17 protein-coding genes are annotated in these 19625 nt (G+C 50.5%); 16 read left to right on the top strand and 1 reads right to left on the bottom strand.

Annotation, left to right across the window (positions count from 1 at the left end; genetic code table 11):
- The first annotated feature begins 9 nt into the window (after positions 1-9).
- From BM200_RS10690 to BM200_RS30000, 12 genes are all read left to right on the top strand, one after another.
- Entirely contained in the window at positions 10-891 is an 882-nt protein-coding gene (locus BM200_RS10690; protein ID WP_091184881.1) for a carbohydrate ABC transporter permease, read from the top strand.
- Between the two features lie 53 nt (positions 892-944).
- Positions 945-2555, top strand: coding sequence for an ABC transporter substrate-binding protein (locus BM200_RS10695; RefSeq protein WP_091184882.1), 1611 nt, complete (start codon positions 945-947; stop codon positions 2553-2555).
- Between the two features lie 380 nt (positions 2556-2935).
- Positions 2936-3631: an SDR family oxidoreductase gene (locus tag BM200_RS10700; RefSeq protein WP_091184885.1), complete on the top strand. Its 696-nt coding sequence runs from the start codon at positions 2936-2938 to the stop codon at positions 3629-3631.
- A 128-nt stretch (positions 3632-3759) separates the two neighbouring features.
- The gene (locus BM200_RS10705; RefSeq protein WP_091184887.1) at positions 3760-4914 is read left to right on the top strand and encodes a GntR family transcriptional regulator; all 1155 of its coding nucleotides are present in this window, start codon (positions 3760-3762) and stop codon (positions 4912-4914) included.
- A 164-nt stretch (positions 4915-5078) separates the two neighbouring features.
- Positions 5079-5594, top strand: a complete 516-nt coding sequence (locus BM200_RS10710) for a CBO0543 family protein (protein WP_091184888.1) — start codon at positions 5079-5081, stop codon at positions 5592-5594.
- Between the two features lie 234 nt (positions 5595-5828).
- The gene (locus BM200_RS10715) at positions 5829-7124 is read left to right on the top strand and encodes a glycoside hydrolase family 125 protein (RefSeq protein WP_091184891.1); all 1296 of its coding nucleotides are present in this window, start codon (positions 5829-5831) and stop codon (positions 7122-7124) included.
- 80 nt (positions 7125-7204) lie between these two features.
- On the top strand, positions 7205-8539 hold the full coding sequence (locus BM200_RS10720) for an ABC transporter substrate-binding protein (protein ID WP_091184893.1): 1335 nt from the start codon (positions 7205-7207) through the stop codon (positions 8537-8539).
- A gap of 89 nt (positions 8540-8628) precedes the next feature.
- Positions 8629-9516 (top strand): carbohydrate ABC transporter permease, encoded by an 888-nt coding sequence (locus BM200_RS10725; RefSeq protein WP_091184896.1) that lies wholly within the window; start codon positions 8629-8631, stop codon positions 9514-9516.
- Between the two features lie 57 nt (positions 9517-9573).
- Positions 9574-10452, top strand: coding sequence for a carbohydrate ABC transporter permease (locus BM200_RS10730; protein ID WP_425434567.1), 879 nt, complete (start codon positions 9574-9576; stop codon positions 10450-10452).
- 15 nt (positions 10453-10467) lie between these two features.
- On the top strand, positions 10468-11622 hold the full coding sequence (locus BM200_RS10735; protein WP_245772975.1) for a glycoside hydrolase family 76 protein: 1155 nt from the start codon (positions 10468-10470) through the stop codon (positions 11620-11622).
- Positions 11623-11649: 27 nt separating this feature from the next.
- Positions 11650-12714, top strand: coding sequence for a glycoside hydrolase family 76 protein (locus BM200_RS29995; RefSeq protein ID WP_175532830.1), 1065 nt, complete (start codon positions 11650-11652; stop codon positions 12712-12714).
- On the top strand, positions 12714-13772 hold the full coding sequence (locus tag BM200_RS30000) for a glycoside hydrolase family 76 protein (protein WP_175532831.1): 1059 nt from the start codon (positions 12714-12716) through the stop codon (positions 13770-13772). The genes BM200_RS29995 and BM200_RS30000 overlap by 1 nt, the downstream gene beginning before the upstream one ends.
- Positions 13773-13776: 4 nt before the next feature.
- Here the strand turns inward: BM200_RS30000 and BM200_RS10745 are convergent, their stop codons facing one another.
- Positions 13777-14640 carry a helix-turn-helix transcriptional regulator gene (locus BM200_RS10745; protein WP_091184903.1) on the bottom strand — a complete coding sequence of 288 codons (864 nt, stop codon included), beginning with the start codon at positions 14638-14640 and terminating at the stop codon, positions 13777-13779.
- 185 nt (positions 14641-14825) lie between these two features.
- Here BM200_RS10745 and BM200_RS10750 point away from each other — a divergent pair, with 185 nt between their 5' ends.
- From BM200_RS10750 to BM200_RS10765, 4 genes are all read left to right on the top strand, one after another.
- The gene (locus tag BM200_RS10750) at positions 14826-16700 is read left to right on the top strand and encodes a beta-L-arabinofuranosidase domain-containing protein (protein ID WP_091184905.1); all 1875 of its coding nucleotides are present in this window, start codon (positions 14826-14828) and stop codon (positions 16698-16700) included.
- Between the two features lie 48 nt (positions 16701-16748).
- Positions 16749-17741 carry an aldose 1-epimerase gene (locus tag BM200_RS10755; protein WP_175532832.1) on the top strand — a complete coding sequence of 331 codons (993 nt, stop codon included), beginning with the start codon at positions 16749-16751 and terminating at the stop codon, positions 17739-17741.
- A 152-nt stretch (positions 17742-17893) separates the two neighbouring features.
- Positions 17894-18592, top strand: coding sequence for a response regulator transcription factor (locus BM200_RS10760; protein WP_091184911.1), 699 nt, complete (start codon positions 17894-17896; stop codon positions 18590-18592).
- Positions 18593-18595: 3 nt separating this feature from the next.
- Complete coding sequence (locus BM200_RS10765) at positions 18596-19531, top strand: sensor histidine kinase (protein ID WP_091184913.1); 936 nt, start codon at positions 18596-18598, stop codon at positions 19529-19531.
- Positions 19532-19625: the final 94 nt, after the last annotated feature.

The following is a 19625-nucleotide window of genomic DNA, read 5'->3' on the forward strand; positions in this document are numbered from 1 at the left end:
GGGCCCAGCATGAAGACAAATAATCGTACGAATCCGTTTATTATTTTGTTCCTGACCGTGTTCAGCCTGTCCTGTCTTATCCCTTTCTGGCTTGTCTTTATGGTATCCGTGACCAATGAAAAGGATCTGACAAGACATGGCTACAGCTTCTGGCCGAACCATTTCGATTGGGAAGCCTACCGTTACCTGCTCCATGATTCCGCGAATATCGCGAGGGCTTACGGAGTGACGATTACCGTTACGGTAATAGGAGTTGTCGTCAGCCTTCTTATTACTTCAGCCATGGCTTATTCTTTGTCCCGAACAGAGTTTCCGTATCGGAATGCCTTGAGCTTCTACGTGTTCTTCACCATGCTGTTCTCTGGAGGCCTGCTGCCATGGTATCTGGTGTATACCCGGTTCCTGCATGTGCAAGATACGCTGCTCGCTCTTATCATTCCGGGGTTAATAGGCGGCTTCAACATCTTTATTATCCGGACGTTCTTCACAAACAGCATTCCGCCGTCTCTGGTGGAGTCAGCCAAGATTGACGGGGCCAGCGAATACCGGACGTATTTCAGCATCATTATTCCGCTGTCTCTGCCGGTTATGGCGACGATTGGGCTGTTCACGATCGTATCCTACTGGAACGACTGGTTCACAAGTCTGGTGTTCATTAATAACGAGAAGCTGTATTCGCTGCAGTACTTGCTGAACAAGACGTTAATGAACGCTTCATTCCTGCAAAGCATAGCGAATAAGGCTTACAGTAATACCGCCAACGTAACGCAGCCGCTGGAATCGATCCGGATGGCTATGGCAATGGTTGCCATCGGTCCGCTTGTATTTGTGTTCCCGTTCCTGCAGAAATACTTTATTAAAGGGTTAACGGTAGGGGCAGTAAAAGGCTAAATCCGATCCGTCGGTTTAGTATATAGATCCATCAATTTGGGGAGGTCACTTGAATGAAGCTTGTTAAACACAGTTCGGCTGTCCTGATGTCGGTCATTCTTATCCTTGTGCTGGCTTTGACAGGATGCTCGGGCAATAACAAAACAAATGATGAAGCTTCACATGCAAACGCAGCAAAAGAGACAAATGCGTCCAGCGAGCCGGCAGCAACAGGCGGCGATGCGAAAAAGCTTGATCCGTATGAAGTGGTGATGGTCTATCCGGATGCGCCGCAAAGCGATCTCGCTTCGGTTCAGACGGCGATGAACGATTACTTGAATGCCGCATACCCTGAGCTGAGCATGACGGTTAAGCTGAATCCGATTGATTGGGGCGCATGGGGTGATAAGACGAATCTGATGATGGCGTCTAATGAGAAGTTCGACCTGTTCTTCACGGCAGACTGGTTAGGCTATAACCAGCAGGTATTGAAGGGCGGCCTGCTGCCGCTGGATGATCTGCTGGCCGAATACGGTCCGGACATTGAAGCGGTAGAGAAAGATTTCCATGAGCCGGCCAAACGCGGCGGCAAGCTGTACGGCATTCATACCCACCAGGAGCTTGGCGGCTCGCAGGGTATCTACCTCGACAAAGCGCTGGTCGACAAATACAGTATGGATCTGTCCGCGCTGAAATCCGGCAAAGTAGAAGATTTGGAGCTGTTGCTTCAAACGATTAAAGAGAATGAGCCGGACGTAACGCCGCTTGTTGCGCCAAGCTTCCCGCTGGATGCGTATTATACATCCGGCACGCTGGATACCATTGCCAGCGCGGCAGCCATTAATATTTTGGATACGGATCCCAGCAGCTATGATGTAGTCAACTTCTACGAAACACCGCGTTACAAAGAGCTGGCTGATCTGATGTACAAATGGTTCAAAGCGGGTTATGTCAATAAAGACGCTTTGACACCGGGCCTTGATGCGTGGAAAAAAATCCAGGCGGGCAAAGGCTTCGCTCTTGTAGGCGATATGGAGATTCTGGCGGACATGGAGATTGGCTCGGTATCGAAAGCGCCTAATGCCTCCATTAAAGCTGGCCGTGAGATGATCCAGATTCCGCTCAACATCGACAGATTGCAGACGGGCAAAATGACAGCAACGATGCAGGCGATCTCCAAAACGTCGAAGGATCCTGCCCGTGCGATGATGCTGCTTAACCTGTTCTTCAAGGATCAGAAGCTGCTGACCTTGTTCAACTTTGGCGTAGAAGGCAAGCATTATGCGCTGAAGAACGGTCAGATCGCGCTGCCTGAAGGCAAAACAACAAATGATGTGGGCTTCTATCACGATATTATGTGGCAGATTGGCAACCAAATGCTGAACTACACCCGTGAAGGGGAAGACCCAAACAAATACAAAAACTACGAGAAGTTTAACGAGATGATCTCGAGCCGTGCGGCACGCACCTTTGGCTTCATCTTTGATCCGGAGCCGGTGAAAAACGAGATTATCGCGATCGACAATGCCAACAAGGCTTTTGTTGACGGTCTGAAATCCGGCCAGCTGAATCCGGAAGAAAACCTGCCTAAGCTGCTTGCGAAGCAAAAAGCGGCCGGCGTAGACAAAGTCATCGCCGAGGCGCAGAAGCAAATTGACGCTTGGCGTGCGGCGAACGGGAAGTAATAGTCTGATAGGAAAGAGAAGGAAGAGCTGTTCCGGCAGGTCATAGAGATGACCGCTGGGCAGCTTTTTTTGTATTTAGACTTAGTGGCCTCCAGTGCTCTATTAGCACGTTGGAATTTTGTCCAATTCATTCGGTTAGTTGGCGGATCCTTAGCCGTCTTCGCTGGATTCCATCCAACATAATCAGGCTGAAAGGCGGTTACTTAGGCGAATGAAGTTCATTTTGCTGCATGGAATCCAACGTAGCGGAACGAATAAAGCTCAATGAATGATTTATGTTGGATGAAATCCACCTTAGCGTTAGAAGGACAGACCACTATACCCGGTTCCATATGATATAGTGAGAGAGAATACATATGGATGAGGAGGGAGCATGAACAATGAATATCCTTATTACAGGCGCCAGCCGGGGGCTAGGTTTGGAAATGGCGGCAGAGGCGCTTGAGCGTGGGCATCAGGTCATTGCAGGTGTACGTGATCCAGAAGGACCAAGCAAGCTGACTTCTCTGGTCGAGCAATATGGATCATTGCTTGAGCTGGCAAAGCTTGATGTTACAAATGAGGCGGGACTAGCTGAATTGGCTGATTTATTGAAGCAGCATGACAGGCCGCTAGGTGCAATTATCAATAATGCCGCAATTCTCGTTGAACGGAATACTCCAATTGAGAAGCTGAATATCGAGGAAGTTGCCAGAACGTTTGACATTAACCTATTTGGACCCATGCGCGTGGTGAAGCATTTCCTTCCGCTTATCACGGAGCCGAATGGAGCCATTATTAATATTTCTTCTGAGGCTGGCAGCATCAGCAATGCTTATCCGGGGGATTATCCTTACGGCATTTCGAAGACAGCAATGAATATGTTTACGCAGCAGCTGCTCTCCGCTGTGAAGGAGCGGGGCATCCAGGTATTGAGCGTTCACCCGGGCTGGATGAAGACGGACATGGGCGGAGAGAATGCTCCAACGAATCCGCGTCAAAGCGCGAAGGGAATCCTCGATTTGATCGAAGGCCGCATTGTACCGGAGACCCGCTTTAACTTTGTAGATTATACAGGCAAGGAAATGCCAATCTAACCGATACGCCCCCTCTTCTTCCTCTGCGGAAGTTGATATGTCAATCCATCTTGGCAAATGGAATATATCATGATATATTGTTATATATATTGAACACTTGTCAGGTGGAAGACGGGGGAACGAACTGGATGAACGAATCATCGAAACCGATGTATGAGCGGATTTTCGAAGCACTCCGCGAGGATATTATTGAGAAGAAATATGAACCGGGCGACCGTGTTCCTTCCGAGAAGGAGCTTGGCGATGAATATAATGTAAGCCGGATTACGAGCAAGAAAGCGCTGGAGCTGCTGGCTAGCGAAGGTTACATTGTCCGGCAGCCCGGGCGCGGTTCATTCGTGTCTGAACAGCCGGCGCCGCAGGCGAAGCAGGCTGTGCAAGCAGCAGGGGCACCGGCTCAGAGGTCGCGCAAGGAAGACGGCAGGCTGCTGATTGGTCTGGTCATTACCGACTTTGCGGACAGCTACGGCAACGGGCTCATCTACGGCATGGAGGAGGCTTCGCGCCAGCATAACTGTTATCTGGTTCTTCGCCGTACATTTGGTATTCCGGCTCTAGAGGAGGAAGCAATCAAAGGGCTTCTTGAGCTTGGAGTAGACGGACTTATTATTTTCCCGGCGCAGGGCGAATACTTTAATGCGGAGATTCTGAAGCTGGTCATTAACCAATTCCCGTTTGTGCTGGTAGACCGCCATCTGAAAGGGATTTCAGCGAGCTCTATTGCAACGGACAATGTAGGTGCAGCGAAGGATGGTACAAACCATTTGTTTAAGCTTGGGCACAAATCGATTGCCTTCCTGACCCCTCCGCCGGTTGATACAACCGCGATTGAGGAGCGGATTGAAGGGTTTATTCAAGCCCATGCGGAGAAAGGGATTGTTGTCGACCGGGAGATCTGGATGGAGAATATTACTTCTACGCTTCCCAAGCATAATACGGAGGAGAATAAGCAGAAGGATATTCAGAAAATTATTGACCATCTGAATAAGCATACGCACATTACTGCGCTGTTTGCGACCGAATTCAATATTGGTCAGATTGCGTTTCAGGCCGTGCAGCAGATGGGCAAGTCCGTACCGGAGGATTATTCCATTGTCTGCTTCGACTGTCCGGAGACCAACGGGCGTTATCCTTTCACTCACCTGAGCCAGAACCAGCATGAGATGGGGCGCGTAGCCTTCGAGAATGTGCTCAAGTTGCATGGCGGACAATCCGTGCCAAGCAAAATTCTGCTGGACGCTTCACTTGTCATTAGCGACTCGACAGGTCCGGTTAATCTATAAGCATTAGTATTCAAGCCTCCGATCAGGAGGCTTTTTTTGCGTTTAGCCAGGGGGCCCCTTGTCCGAATAACAAAAAAACGTTAGAGCACAATATTTGGTAAGGGGTAAGCCGCAGGAACAACTATCAAGCGCTAGTATAAGATCCGAATAGAGGAGCAGTTCATGTGCATTTAATTCTTGGCGTCATTACCGTATTGGCAGCTTGGAGATATGGCGATTGGAGGCATTGGCAGAAGTATCATCAGACGATGATGTATTTTGCGCTCGGCAACCTGCTGTATAACTTCCTAACCGCCAGCCACTTCCTTTGGAAGCTGAAGCCTGACTTTTTTCCTAATCATAGTTTGACGGAAATGATGTATACCTTTGTTGTTTTCCCCGCTACAGCGTTAATGTTTCTCTCAAATTATCCTGAGCAAAAGAAGAAAGTGATCGTCCACTACTTGAAATGGATTGGGATCTATGTCGGAGTCGAATGGGTTTTTATGCTGACCGATCGTATCGTTTATCAATATGAGTGGAATCTTTACTGGTCCATATTTTTCGACTTCACCATGTTTCCTTTGCTTCGGATCTTCTATAAGAAACCGCTGCTTGCTTACGGAATCACGTTTATACTGTGCTTATTTTATATCTGGTATTTCAAGATACCCGTTAATGTTCCTGTTGAAGAAAGGTGATAGACCGCTTTTTCGCTGCGGCAAAGGATTTGTCGAAAAATGTCCTGCTTTCCCAAAGCCTCCCTTCGGAGGCTTTTTTTGTGCGCCATAAGTCCTGCTTAAATAGTATGAAAGATTGGTATAAACAATATAGAAAAATACATATTGACATACCATATACATGCCAATATAATAGCAATATCAAATGAAAGCGTTTTATAAAAAGGTTTACGGAAACAAGGAGGCACAATTGTTATGACACAATCGACAGAAATCCCCGCATCTTTAACGCGGCTGGTGGATCTAATCAAGGAGAAAACGCCGGATCATCCGAATTGGGCCGCTATATTTGAGAAGGCGATCCACAATACGCTGCAAACAACCATTCAGCGGATGCCGGACGGCACGACATTTGTTATAACAGGTGATATACCAGCTATGTGGCTCCGCGATTCTGCCGCTCAGCTTCGTCCGTTTCTCGTGCTGGCTTCTGAGGATGCCGATCTGGCTGATCTCATCGAAGGTCTGGTACGGAGACAAATGGCTTCGATCCTGATTGACCCTTATGCGAATGCTTTCAACAACGGGCCAACCGGCAAAGGCCATCAGGATGATTTGACCGATACAGGCCCTGCCATCTGGGAACGCAAATACGAAATTGACTCGCTTTGCTACCCGCTGCAGCTCAGCTATCTGCTGTGGAAAAATACCGGCCGGACCTCGCAATTCGATGACACGTTCAGACAGGCGGCAGAGGCAATCCTGAATCTATGGACGACCGAGCAAAACCATGAAACAGCTTCGCCTTACACGTTCCAGCGCTTTAACTGCGCACCGACAGATACGCTCCTGCGTGAAGGCAAAGGGACAAAGACGGGCTATACGGGAATGACATGGAGCGGCTTCCGCCCAAGCGACGATGCTTGTATATACGGCTATCTCATTCCAGCGAATATGTTTGCGGTTGTCGTTCTGGGCTATCTGAAGGAAATTGCGGAGGAGGTGCTTGGCGACCAGCAGCTTGCAGCACGCGCAGCTAAGCTTGGCACGGAAATCGATCAAGGCATCCAAACCTACGGCGTAACCGAGCATCCTCAATTTGGAAAAATTTACGCATATGAAACAGACGGATTAGGCCATTACAATTTTATGGATGATGCGAATGTGCCAAGTCTCTTATCGATTCCTTATCTCGGCTATACCTCGGAGAAGGATCCCGTCTACCGCAATACGCGCAGCTTCGTCTTGAGCAGCAGCAACCCTTATTACTTCGAGGGAGAAGCAGCAGCCGGAATCGGCAGCCCGCATACGCCTGACCAATACATCTGGCATATTGCGCTGGCGATGCAGGGTTTAACGACGGAAGAGCGTTCCGAGAAAGAGCGGCTGCTCAGCCTCATGGAGGCGACAACGGCAGGCACCGGCTTCATGCATGAAGGGTTCCATGTAGATGATCCGTATCAGTTTAGCCGTCCGTGGTTCTCCTGGGCGAACATGATGTTCAGCGAGCTTCTGCTTGATTATTGCGGAATTAAAGTACAGACGAAATGATAGCGGTTTCACGGAAAGACTTGCCTTAAGGCGGCTTTCTTCGAAATAGAAAGTGCAACTAAAAAAGGGAGGCATGAAAAGTGAAAAAATGGATCACGATGATGGCCTTGATTACGGTCGTAGCAACAGCCGGCTGCGCAAACACATCTACAAGCAGCAACGGCAACAGCAATGCGAATGCAAACAGCGGGACAAATGAGCAGACGGACAACGCATCAGGAAATGCAGGAGGCGGCAAGGCAGTTGAGATTACGTTCTGGGGTGACTGGGCTGGCGACGGCCAGAAGCAGTTCCAAACGATGGTTGATGCTTTTAACAAGTCGCAGGACAAAATCCATGTCAAATACATGCTGCAGCAGGATTTGATCACGAAATTCCTGACGGCTGCCACATCCGGCGGCGCACCGGACGTTCTGCTCTGGGACAGATGGCGTACACCGCTGTATGCACCGAAAAATGTCCTTCACCCGATCGATGATTTCATGACGCAAGACGGCTTGAACAAGGATGATTTCTACGGCGAAGCACTGAAGGAATTAACCAATAGCGACAAGCTGTACGGTCTTCCTTTAACCGTTGACGCCCGCGCTCTTTTCTATAACAAAAAGCTTCTGAACGATGCAGGCGTAACACAGCCTCCTACGACATGGGATGAGCTTGAGCAGGCTGCGATCAAAACGACCAAATGGAATGGCAGCAAGCTTGAGGTGGCAGGCTTCTCGCTTGGCGACAATGGCCTCTTTAATATGTATCTCCAACAGGCGGGCGGCCAAATGCTGACCGAAGACGGCAAAACAAACTTTAACAATGAAAAGGGCCTGGCGGTGCTTGATTTCTGGAACCGCATGCTGAACGACGACAAAGTGTATAAAGTCGGCTTCGAGCAAGGTCTTGGCGAAGGAACGGATGCCTTCGCGACCGGCAAGGTTGCCATGACTTATAACGGTCCATGGATGCTCAGCACGTACAAGAAATACGGCAAAGATCTGGACTTCGGGGTTGTGCCGCCTCCGGCAGGACCAAACGGTGACAAGGGCGGCGTGATGGGCGGCTTTGGCCTTGTTATTCCGGAAGCCTCGAAGCATCAGGCAGAGGCATGGGAGTTCATCAAATGGTGGACGGCTAACAAAGACAATGCCTTGATGTGGGCAAAAACAAGTCTTAACATCCCGGGCTACAAACCGGCGCTGGATGATCCGTTCTTCCAGGATGATCCGCTTTATAAGCCGTTCCTTGATACGCTTGAATTCGCTAAAGTTCGTCCGTCTCACCCTGGCTATTCCGTAATGGAGACTGAAGCGCTTATTCCGAACCTGGAGCTCTACCAGCAGAAGAAGCAAAACGCTGAAGATACGCTTAAGAAAGCGCAGCAGCGTGGAGACCAGCAGCTCGCAGATAACGAAGACGTGAAATAATAACGCTACTTAGCAGCACTATAAAAGGAAGGATAAAGGGAGGGAGACCTCCCTTTATCCCTTCTCACACAAGGAAAGGAGGAGTGCTGATGTCTTCAATGGGTAAGCTGAACCAACATCAGGCCCGCATGGCCTATCTGTTTATAACGCCAACCATGCTGCTGTTTATTGCTTTTACCATTATTCCGGTCATCATGGCGCTCTATTTAAGTTTTACGAATTATGACGTGGTGAGCCGGATGGAGTTCGTTAAATTCGACAACTACAAAAAGATGCTTGAAGATGATTTGTATTGGACGACGTTCAAGAACGTATTCTTCTACGCGGTCGTCTTTGTACCGCTGAATATCATCATTTCCTTGCTGCTTGCCATGCTGCTTAACTTCAAGCGGTTTGGCGTCAAGCTGTTCCGCACAATGAACTATCTCCCGACGCTGACTTCTTCTGTGGCGGCGGCAACCGTTTGGATCTGGCTGCTTCATCCGGAATTCGGACTTGTCAATAACCTGCTAAGTTATGTCGGAATTACAGGTCCGGCATGGCTCGCTCAGACGGAGACGGCGATGTTCTCCATTATTATGGTGACCTTATGGCAGTCGGTGGGCTCCAATATGGTCATCTATATTGCCGGCCTGCAAGGCGTACCGGACTATTTGTATGAATCCGCGAAGCTGGATGGGGCAACGGCTTTCGACCGGTTCCGCTACATTACATGGCCGCAGCTTCGGCCGACAACCTTCCTTGTCAGCACGATGGCGATTATCGGGGCGCTTCAGATGTTTGACCAGGCCTTTGTTCTGACGCAAGGCGGTCCGGGCAACGTGACTAAGACGCCGGTATACCTGATTTACAATCAGGGCTTCAACCAGCTCAAGATGGGTTATGCTTCAGCCCAGGCATTCGTGCTGGCAGTGGCGATTCTGATCTTTTCTTTCATTAACATGCGCATTAACAAATCCGAAGAACCAATTGTGTAAGGAGGCAAGCATATGTCACAGCCAACTGTTACATCTGTTACAACGCGTACGCCTAAGCTGCCTTCTTACGCCGTAAGAAAGGTAGTGGCGACCGTATTGTTCTATGTCGTCACGGTAGCCATAGCAATAGCGATGTTTTTACCTTTTTTCTGGAGTCTGATCACATCGTTCAAACCAAGTAATGAAATCTTCGCGGTGCCGATCAAGTGGATTCCGTCAACGCTTACTTTGGAGCATTACAAAGCGGCGTTTACAACGGTGCCGTTTGCCGGATATTTCGCCAACTCGTTTATCCTGGCCACGGCCGGAGTGTTATGTAATTTATTCTTTGGTTCCATCAGCGGCTACGCCTTTGCCAAGCTGAACTTCAAGATGAGTAAGCCGCTCTTCCGTATATTGCTGGCGGCGATGATGATTCCTGGGATCGTGACGATGATCCCGAGCTTCTACGTGCTGAAGCATTTTCCGCTTATCGGCGGCAATGACATTCTAGGAGGCGGAGGCAACGGCTTCCTGAATTCCTTCTGGGGGATTATCCTGCCGGGAGCATCGGGTTCCTTCGCGGTCTTCTTCATGCGGCAGTTCTTCCTGACACTGCCTTCCGACATGATGGAGATGGCGCGGATCGAGGGCGCCGGAGAGTTTCGTATTTTCTGGAATATCTACCTGCCGCTAACGAAGCCGGCGCTTGCGACGCTCGCTATCTTCACCTTCCAGGGAGGCTGGAATAACTTCCTGTGGCCGATGATCATCCTGAATGATCCGGCTAAAGCGACGATACAGATGGGACTGCAGGCTTTCTCGTTTAACCATCAGACCGACTTCGGGCCAATGATGGCGGGGGCGCTCATTGCGATTTTACCGATTCTCGTCTTGTTCCTCCTGCTTCAGAAGTATTTTGTGCAAGGTATTGCGTTTACGGGAACTAAAGGATAAGCGGGGGAATCGATTTTGTTGCAAAAGAAGCTGATAGCCGGAGTGGCAGTGCTGCTTATTATGGCGGCGGCTGTCATCTGGCAGCTGTCGCAGAAGGACGGGCCTTCCGCTTCCTCCGCCTTGTGGCAGGAGCGGGCAGACGAGGCGCAGCTGGAACTGGCTGCTTCGTTCTGGGATGAGAAACGCAGTTTGTTCAACAATGCCGCGCCGTGTATTGCGCAGCTGTGCACCGACCCTTTCAATTACTGGTGGCTGGCTCATGCGGTTGATGTGCTTGTTGATGGATATGAGCGTACAGATGATAAACGATTTACCGAGCAGATTGCCAAGCTTTATCAGGGATTGCTGGACCGTAATGCCGGAGTCATGATTAACGATTACTACGATGATATGGAATGGATGGCCCTTGCCTGGCTGAGAGCCTATGACGCAACCAAGGATGAGCGGTATAAGCAGGCTTCGCTTGATCTGTGGGAGGAAATCAAAGGCGGCTGGAACGATGAGATGGGCGGTGGCATCGCCTGGCGCAAGGAGCAGATCGATTACAAGAATACACCTGCGAATGCACCCGCTGTTATCCTGGCAGCACGGCTGTATGGACATTTTCATAACGAAGAAGATCTGGAATGGGCCAAGAAGATTTACGACTGGCAAAAGAAAACGCTTGTTGATCCGGAAACCGGACTTGTGTGGGACGGCATTAACCGGACTGGTGACGGCAATATCGATAAGGACTGGCAGTTCACGTACGGCCAAGGCGTGTACATCGGGGCTGGCACCGAGCTGTACCGCGCAACAGAAGAGCAGGCGTATCTGGAGGATGCCCGCCTGACGGCGGCTAATCTGAAGAACATGTTCCTGACTCCGGCTACCGGCATGCTTCCTTCGGAAGGCGAAGGGGACGGAGGCTTATTTAAGGGCGTACTAGTCCGCTATTTAGGTGAACTCATTGCCGCAGATCCGGGTAATCCAAAGCGGAAGGAACTGATCGGCATGCTTAAGACGAATGCCGACAGCTTATGGCAATACGGCAAAGCAGAAGACAAAGCGTTGTTCAGCTATTCATGGACACAGACGCCGGACGCCGTGGTGCAATTAAGCACGGAATTAAGCGGAATCATGCTGCTCGAGCAGATGGCCGTATTAGAGAAAAACGGACAATTAGATTAGGCAGAAGATACGGGGAGAGTGAGAGCTATGATGTGGGCAGCAAGGGCGGAAGAAGCGCAGCAGGCATTGGAGCAGTTATATTGGAATCCATCGATTAACATGTACGACATTGAGATCCCATGCCCGGACGGTGCTTGCAATACGATTTTTCATTACTGGTGGATGGCGCATGCGGTAGATGCACTGGCGGACGGATTGAACCGCACGGGCAGCCCGGCTTACCGGGAGCGGCTCGATGCTTTCTATGAAGGTATTCTGCAGCGCAACGAAGGGGCTTGGCCAAATGAGCTGTATGACGACATGGAATGGATGGCGATTGCCTGGCTGAGGGCTTATCAGGCAACGGGAGTGGAGAAGTATAAGGCGGCGGCCCTCCTATTATGGGACGATATCCAGACCGGATGGAATGATCATGCGGGCGGAGGAATCGCTTGGCAGAAATCGCAGCTGGATTATAAAAACACCCCTGCGAATGCTCCTGCCGCCATTCTGGCAGCACGTCTGTATCAAGCGTTTGGCAGGGAAGAAGATTTGGCTTGGGCAAACAACATTTATAACTGGCTGAAGGCTAAGCTTGTTGATCCGGCTACCGGCTTTGTGTGGGATGGCATGAACCGTACCGGAGACGGCTCGATCGATAAGGACTGGAAATTTACGTACTGTCAGGGCGTCTTTATTGGTGCGGGAGTAGAATTGTACCGGATTACGGGAGACGCGGGTTATTTGCAGGATGCCGAGCGCACGGCAAAGGCAGCCCAAGATGAACTGCTGCGCGGCGGATTATGGCCTGATGAAGGCAACGGGGACGGCGGATTGTTCAAAGGCATTCTTGTTCGTTATCTTGGAGAGCTTGCATCCGTATCGGCGGAGAGGGCAGAGCTGGCGCAGCTTCTGGAGCAGCAGGGGCAGACGCTTTGGGCGCAAGGCGCTGATCCGGCGCGCAAGGTATTCAGCACGTCCTGGGGTGTTCAGCCGGAAGAGCGCGTTACACTCAGCACGCAGCTGAGCGGCATTATGCTGCTGGAGCAGCTTGCGCTGCTGGAGAAGCGCGGTCTGACAAGCGAGGCACAAACAGAGGAGGTACAGTCATAATGGCAGCACAAGGCATATGGGCGGAACGCGCGGCGGCCGCGCAGCAAGACTTCAAGCGTTTGTTCTGGAATGAAGAACGCGGCGTAATGGATCAGGTGGTTCCCTGCAGAGGGACCTGCAACGACCACTGGATTTATTGGTGGCATGCGCATGTGGTAGATGTGCTGGTCGATGCGCTTCAGCGCACGGAAGCAAGCGAGGATGAGGTGCTGCTGGAGCGGGCATTCCGCGGCGCGAAGAAGTGGAACGGCGACACGCTTCTGCATAATTACTATGATGATATGGAATGGATGGCGTTGGCGCTGCTGCGTGCCTATCGGACGACAGGGAAGCCCTTCTATAAGGAAGGCGCGCTTGAGCTGTGGGAAGACATCAAGACGGCCTGGAACGACAATATGGGCGGCGGCATGGCTTGGAAGAAGGATCAGCTGGATTACAAGAATACGCCGGCTAATGCTCCTGCCTCTATTTTGGCTGCCCGAATCTATCAAATGGACCGCCGGGAAGAAGATTTGGAGTGGGCTTTACGAATTTATCAATTCAACAAGGAACGGCTTGTTGATCCGGAGACCGGCTTTGTCTGGGACGGCATGAACCGGCTTGGCGACGGCCAGATCGATTATGACTGGAAATACACGTATTGCCAAGGCGTATTTATTGGCGCCGGCATTGAGTTGTATAACTGTACCGGGGATGAGAACTATCTGGTTGATGCACAGAGAACCGCAGCAGCAACCGTCCAGGAACTGGTAGATCCAGAGACGGGCATGCTGCCGCGCGAAGGAAATGATGATTGCGGGCTCTTCAAAGGAATTCTTATCCGTTATCTCGTTAATCTCATCCACATTCAGCCTGATTTGGCGCTGCCATGGGTTAATCTGATCCGGCATAATGCCATCTCTTTATGGGAGCAGGGTCGTTCAGAGGCCGGATTGTTCAGCTTGTCCTGGGCAGGAGAGCCGGAGCCGGAAGTCCAGCTCAGCGGCCAGCTTAGCGGAGTTATGCTGCTTGAAGCGATGGCGGAGCTGGAGAGAACGAAAGTCCTCGAGTCTAAGTAAAGGGCTAGTGCTGCTGCCGGTACTGCAAGCGGAATTGCTTTGGGGTCTTGCCGGTACGCCTGTGGAAGCAGCGGACGAAATACGGGAAGGAGCCAAAGCCTGTCTCTTCCGCAATAGCGCCAACGGGATCATTCGTATGAATGAGCAGCCGTTTCGCTTGTTCAATCCGAAATTGGGTTACATAGTCTAGCGGCGTGCAGCCAAACGTTCTTTTCATGCATAAGGCGATATAGTTCGGATGAAAATGCAGCTCCTCCGCCATCCGCTTATAACTGAGCGGGTCGCGGTAAGATTTGCGCAAATAGAGAGCCGCCTCCTCGGCAAGCTGAAGATGAGAGCTTTGTGCCGTATCTTCCTTGCTGTCCTCCTGTAGACGAAGCAGAATAGCGTGGAACTGCTGCTGCTCTTGCCAGCGGGAGTTGCCGGAGGGGTTCTCATACAGCCGAAGGAGCTCGCCGAATTGCTCTTCCGTCAGCCCAAGGCTTTGTACCGAGCCTGATCGCGGCAAATAAAACGAGAAATACTCAATAGGGGAATAGAGAGGCTCCTGCTCAGGCGGCAGGGGCTCTTTTTCGTAGGGCTCGGGATGCCACTGTCCGGTTGTTTGAAAATGCAGCCAGTAGAAATGCGTCTCTTCCTTGCAGGGCGAGACGGTGTGATGCTCCAAATCCGGGCGCAGTATGCCGAAATGGCCGGCTGGCAAGGTGAGCTCATGCTCCCCTTCCATCAAATATAAACAGCCTCTGGTCACGAACAAGAGGTCAAATACGCCAATGCTGCTGCGACCTGGATGCTTCCTGCCGATGCTGTACGTATCTTGGCCAATCTGGATGAAGTGGGGCATAGGCGGACATTCAAAATGAAACATTATGATTCTCCTCATATTGCGGAATTATGGTTCCAGTATAAGTAAATACAAGGGATTCGTAAATATGTGAATATTCCTATTATGTTGTAATCGGATAAATAGTAGTTGCGATTGTCTATCCAGCGGCAGGCGGCTATAGTGGTATATTCGAAGGAGTTGCAACAGAACAAGGAGGGAATCTAACAATGAAGAGTGCATTTGAGGCTCTGCCGCTTGGCAGCATTCGAGCGGAAGGGTGGCTGTACAACCAGCTTCGGATTCAGGCGGATGGATTAACGGGGCATCTGGAGGAGCATTGGGCGGATGTAGGCCCTGATAACGGATGGATCGGCGGAAACGGTGAAAGCTGGGAGCGTGGTCCGTATTATTTGGACGGATTGCTGCCGCTTGCCTATATATTGAACGACAAGAAGCTGATCGCTAAGGCGGGCCGCTGGGTAGAATGGGCGTTAAATAGTCAGCAGGAGAACGGCATGTTTGGACCAAAGCGGATCGAAACCGTAAATAATGACGTGGACAAGGAGCAGGATTGGTGGCATTACATGATCATGCTCAAGGTGCTGACGCAATATGAGGAAGCGACAGGTGATTCGCGCGTTATTCCGTTTCTGACGAGATTCGCAGAATATGTGTCCGGACAGATCGAAACCCAGCCTTTGCGCGGATGGGCGAAGGCCCGCGGAGCGGAGCTGCTGCTTTGCCTCGTGTGGCTGTATAAGCGGACGAAGAAGGAAGAGCTGCTGGAGCTTGCTTCCATTGTGAAGGAACAGACAACGGACTGGACCGATATTTTTTATGATTTTCCGTTCTGGCGGAAGGTAGAGCAGTGGGATTGGAGAACGCATGTGGTGAATGTGGCCATGGGGATCAAAACGCCAGGAGTTCTCTATGAATTGACAGAGGACAGCCGTGAGCTGGAGGCGGTGTACCGCGGGATTGACAGTCTGATGACCTATCACGGGCAAGCGCATGGCATGTTCTCGGGCGATGAATGGCTGTCTGGAACACACCCGAGCCAAGGCGTCGAATTATGCGCGGTTGTTGAGTATATGTATTCGCTCGAACAGCTGTCACGGATTTCAGGAGACGGCAAATTCGCCGACATTCTGGAAAAAGTAGCCTTCAACGCATTGCCTGCCGCTATTTCTGCGGACTGGACCTCTCATCAATATGACCAGCAAGTGAATCAGATTATTTGCAATGTAGCGCCGCGCGCCTGGAGCAACGGTCCTTATGCCAATGTGTTTGGCCTGGAGCCGAATTTCGGCTGCTGCACAGCGAATATGCATCAAGGCTGGCCGAAGCTGGCCTCGCATTTATGGATGCAGGACAATGAAGGCGGACTGGCGGCGGTATCTTATGCCCCTTGTTTCTTACGTACAGCCGTTGCCGGAGATGTGCAGGCAGAGATTCGAGTATCCGGAGAATATCCATTCCGGGAACGGGTAAGGATGGATATCCAGTTGGATCGTCCGGCAAACTTCCGGATCCAGCTGCGAATTCCGGGATGGTGCCATTCACCGGCTATTACAGTGAATGGAGCAGAAATTCCGGTTGCCAATAAACAAGGATATGCTACAATTGACCGCGAATGGCAAACGGGAGATTGTATACAGCTGTCGCTGCCGATGGAGCCGAGAACCGTGTCCCGCAATCTGTTTGCCGTGAGCGTGGAACGCGGACCTCTTGTTTATGCCCTTCCCATAGAAGAAAACTGGCAGCTTCTGCGGAGGCGCGAACGGTTCCATGATCATGAGCTGTATCCGGCCTCGCCTTGGAAATACGGCTTGCTTGCGGATACCTCCTTTAAGGCTGTCGTAAGCGAGGGAGATTTGCCTTACCAGCCGTTCCTGGCGGTTGATTCCCCCATTAAGCTGGAGGCGCAAGGCAAGCTGGTGCCGGATTGGCGGATGGAAGGCAATAATGCGGGAACCCCGCCGCTTGCTCCAGAGACCGATGAACAGCCAGTGGTCGATCTCGAGCTTGTACCGTATGGCGGAGCCAAGCTTCGAATTGGAGAATTCCCGCTGATTGGCGAGCGAAAGTCCGCAAGAACCTGATGCTTAGTTATGAACCTGGACATTACGACAAAGGAGTATGAGGAAACGATGAATCAAGCGAATGAAGGATTATTTCATGGCGAGCGTGCCATATGGCTTCGCTGGGGACGATATGAAGCAGCGCTGCTTCCGGAGATTGGCGGCAATCTGATCGCATTCCGGGACGCAGAAGAGGAATACCGCTTCCTGCATGAGCCAACGCCGGAAGAGATGGAGAGCTTCAAGGCAAGACCTATGATTCACGGTATTCCTGTGCTATTCCCGCCGAACCGTTATGAGGACGGCAAATTCCCCTGGGGCGGCCAGACCCTTCAGTTCCCTGTAAACGAGCCGGCTACGGGCAATCATCTGCACGGTTTTCTCTATCAAACGCCATGGCAGGTAGAAGACTACGGATCGACAAAGACAGAAAGCTATGTTGTTGTATCCGTTCAGGTGGATGAGAACCATCCTTCCTATGCAAGCTTCCCGTTCCACTATACGATCCGCCTTCGTTACTCCTTAAGCGAGAACGGACTGCTGCAGCAGGTTGCGGTTCGTAATGACGGGCAATCGGATATGCCATGCCTGCTTGCTTTCCATACATCGGTTAATGCACCGTTCGTGCCGGGAGGACAAGCTCAGGATTACCGCATCCGCATGACAATCGGCGAGCGTTGGGAGCTGAATGAGCGTATGCTTCCTACCAAGGCCTATCAGCCGTTGAAGGAAGAGGAGCTCCAAATGCAAGGCGAAGGCGTATATCCATTCTTTGAAGCGATGGACAATCATTACACATCCCGTCCGCAGAACGGACGTAACCGGATGGAGCTTGCGGATACAAAGGCGAATATCAAGCTGGTCTATGATGTGGGCACGTCCTATAAGCAATGGATGATCTGGAATAACAATGCGACGGAAGGCTTCTTCTGTCCGGAGCCGCAGATTAACCTGGTAAATGCGCCTAACGTTGATCTGGATGCAGATGAGATCGGCCTGTTAAGTCTCGCGCCTGGAGAGATCTTCGAGGAATCCAGCAGACTGTATGTAATAAAAGGTTAGTCTAACATAAGGAGCTGTCTCAGAAGCCAATAGCTGATGAGGCAGTTTTTTTATGTCTCAGTACATTTCCAATATATGTTACAATCGAGGGGTGGAGAGAAGAAGAGAGGCAGACGCCGCTCACCCTAATAGGATTAGGAGGAGTTTCAAAGATGTCTAAGCGGATTCTGCTCATAGAGGATGATATCGACATCAGCCAGTTAATCGAAAGCCACCTCAAACAGGAGAACTACAACGTTTATACGGCATATGACGGCGAAGAAGCCGAATTGCTTTTTCGGCAGGAGAAGTTTGATTTAATTTTGCTCGATTTAATGCTGCCCAAGATTAGCGGCATGGATTTGCTCAAGCAAATCCGGGAAACCAGCGTTGTTCCTGTCTTGATTATTTCTGCCAAGGGCAGCGATCTTGATAAGGCTTTGGGACTGGGTTTTGGTGCGGACGATTATATAAGCAAACCCTTTTCGATGATTGAATTGACAGCCAGAGTGCAGGCGGCCATACGAAGATCAACGCAATATTCGGAAGTGGATAACAAGCCGGAAGAGACTAGAGCGATTACCTATAAGGATCTTACTCTTGATTTACATACATTCTCCGCGATCGTAGGCGGCAAGAGCATGCAGCTTACGGCCAAGGAATTTCATATTTTAAAGCTGTTCCTCACCAATCGCAGCAGAGTATACACCAAGGAGCAGATCTATCAGTTAATTTGGGAGGACGATTACTACGGCAACGAGAACGTCATCAATGTTCATATCCGTAGATTGCGGGAGAAGATCGAAGAGGATCCGTCATCTCCCCGGTACATCAAGACAATCTGGGGAATCGGATACAAGTTGGGCGAATAAGCTATGATTCTAATCTTATCATTTGCAATTGTCGTATTGGTCTCAATCATTGTCTGGCAATGGTACTCCGGCAGGAAGCTTAAGAGTAATGTGCAAGAAATAACAGATAAAATCTCTGACATCATTATGCAAGAAACGGCTGAGAAAGTGCTGGTGACTTCCGGTCAGAACACGGTTCGACAGCTTCTTGTCCAGATTAACAGACTGCTCGATTACAATCAGAAGGTCATAGCGGATTATGCGAGAACGAAGGAGAGTCAGCGGAAGCTGATCTCCAACATGTCCCATGATTTAAAGACGCCGCTGACGGTCATTCTTGGCTATACAGAAAAACTGAATCAAGATAAACAGCTATCCAAGAAAGAGGAACAGCAGGTGCTGCAGCGGCTGAACGAGAAGGTGAACGCAATGATTGCGTTAATTAATCAATTTTTTGACCTGGTCAAGCTCGAGGCCGAGGATTATGCGATTCCGTTAAGCAAAATATCCCTTAGCGAGATTAGCCGGCAAAGCGTGCTCGATTTCTATGACCTGCTGTCGTCACGAAACATACGGGTTGAGATTGATATTCCGAACCGCCCCTTCTATATTCTGGCCAACCGGGATGCGCTGCATCGGATATTAAGTAACCTCATCTCCAATTCCATCCATTATGGAAGTGACGGGGGAGTGCTCGGGGTAACGGTTCGGGAGGAAGGTGATTATGTAGCGGTCGATGTTTGGGATCGGGGAAAAGGGATTGCGGAGGCGCACCGGGACCGCGTATTCGAGAGGCTCTACACGTTGGATGATGCCAGAAACCCGAACTTCCAAGGAAGCGGGCTGGGGCTAAGCATTTCCAAACGGTTAACGGAGGAGATGCAGGGAACGATAGCTCTGAGCAGCACGCCGTATCACAAAACCACCTTTACCTGCAAATTCAGGCCATTATCCTATTAAGAGATGTTCAGCTGCTGCCGAACATCTCTTTTTTTTCTTCCAACCTCTAATTAAGAAACATGTAAGGAATGGGAAAGGAAAAATCGACATTCTC

It is taken from the genome of Paenibacillus catalpae, from assembly GCF_900112695.1.
In the GTDB taxonomy this organism is placed as follows: domain Bacteria; phylum Bacillota; class Bacilli; order Paenibacillales; family Paenibacillaceae; genus Pristimantibacillus; species Pristimantibacillus catalpae.

Excerpts from the sequence above, each read along its gene's own strand:
- BM200_RS10745 (WP_091184903.1), bottom strand. The coding sequence starts at position 14,640 with ATGTTTCATTTTGAATGTCCGCCTATGCCCCACTTCATCCAGATTGGC.
- BM200_RS10715 (WP_091184891.1), top strand. The coding sequence starts at position 5,829 with ATGACACAATCGACAGAAATCCCCGCATCTTTAACGCGGCTGGTGGAT.
- BM200_RS10690 (WP_091184881.1), top strand. The coding sequence starts at position 10 with ATGAAGACAAATAATCGTACGAATCCGTTTATTATTTTGTTCCTGACC.
- BM200_RS10700 (WP_091184885.1), top strand. The coding sequence starts at position 2,936 with ATGAATATCCTTATTACAGGCGCCAGCCGGGGGCTAGGTTTGGAAATG.
- BM200_RS30000 (WP_175532831.1), top strand. The coding sequence starts at position 12,714 with ATGGCAGCACAAGGCATATGGGCGGAACGCGCGGCGGCCGCGCAGCAA.
- BM200_RS10695 (WP_091184882.1), top strand. The coding sequence starts at position 945 with ATGAAGCTTGTTAAACACAGTTCGGCTGTCCTGATGTCGGTCATTCTT.
- BM200_RS29995 (WP_175532830.1), top strand. The coding sequence starts at position 11,650 with ATGATGTGGGCAGCAAGGGCGGAAGAAGCGCAGCAGGCATTGGAGCAG.
- BM200_RS10750 (WP_091184905.1), top strand. The coding sequence starts at position 14,826 with ATGAAGAGTGCATTTGAGGCTCTGCCGCTTGGCAGCATTCGAGCGGAA.
- BM200_RS10765 (WP_091184913.1), top strand. The coding sequence starts at position 18,596 with ATGATTCTAATCTTATCATTTGCAATTGTCGTATTGGTCTCAATCATT.
- BM200_RS10760 (WP_091184911.1), top strand. The coding sequence starts at position 17,894 with ATGTCTAAGCGGATTCTGCTCATAGAGGATGATATCGACATCAGCCAG.
- BM200_RS10755 (WP_175532832.1), top strand. The coding sequence starts at position 16,749 with ATGAATCAAGCGAATGAAGGATTATTTCATGGCGAGCGTGCCATATGG.
- BM200_RS10705 (WP_091184887.1), top strand. The coding sequence starts at position 3,760 with ATGAACGAATCATCGAAACCGATGTATGAGCGGATTTTCGAAGCACTC.
- BM200_RS10725 (WP_091184896.1), top strand. The coding sequence starts at position 8,629 with ATGTCTTCAATGGGTAAGCTGAACCAACATCAGGCCCGCATGGCCTAT.